The organism is Bartonella sp. CB10SXKL, assembly GCF_042195515.1.
GTDB lineage: Bacteria > Pseudomonadota > Alphaproteobacteria > Rhizobiales > Rhizobiaceae > Bartonella.
In genome coordinates this window covers 1-728 of sequence record NZ_JBHION010000112.1, presented here as the reverse complement: position 1 = coordinate 728, position 728 = coordinate 1, and the positions used below count along the sequence as shown (strand labels likewise).

At 29.9% G+C, this 728-nt stretch carries 1 pseudogene; it reads left to right on the top strand.

From position 1 onward, the window contains the following. Positions 1–534 precede the first annotated feature (534 nt). A pseudogene (locus ACFIK3_RS09720) lies at positions 535–728 on the top strand (hypothetical protein); the annotation flags it as partial.

Here is a 728-nt window from a genome sequence, read left to right as displayed (position 1 = left end):
TATTAAAAGAAATTAACAGAAATCTTAAAAGCCATTTAGTGACAAAATTGATAGGTTATAAAGTTTAAAATACGCATAATGAGAGCGTTTCTAAAATATTATAAATGTATAGATTCAGAAAATACGCAATCGTTTCACAAAGCCCGTAATATAGCTTTAAAAGCACATAAATATAAAAGAAACAATTAATAAGCATAAGATATTACCAATACACAACGTATTTAAAAAATACAAAAAAATATCAAAAAGATAAAATATTATTTGACAGTAAATACGTATTTTGTTATATAAGTACTCAAGTGATCAAAACACTTTGTGATTAGCGGATAGATTACGAAACAATCTTTCCAAAGCTTTTAAAAACTGGCTATCTTTTATGCTATGATTAGCATATATGATAATTTTGTCGGGTGTAGTTACGCCATAAAATACTCTTATGAGAAAAGCGTAACAACGGACTAATCACCGTGTTTTGAACGCCCGACGCCCCTTATAGGGTGTCAATTTCAAAACTCTTGATTAGGACATATTAGTATGAATACTACAGTAAAAACCACCCCCGTTATCTCTTCTATTTCAAATGAAACTGCGTCTGTTAATCAACAAGAGCCTGCAAAAAAATACGAATTTATTGATGATTGTGAATATATCGATGGTCATTTCTTAACTCGAATTAGAGCCTTAAGAGATTTTGATGATGTCAAAAAAGGCGATTTAGGGGGGTATAT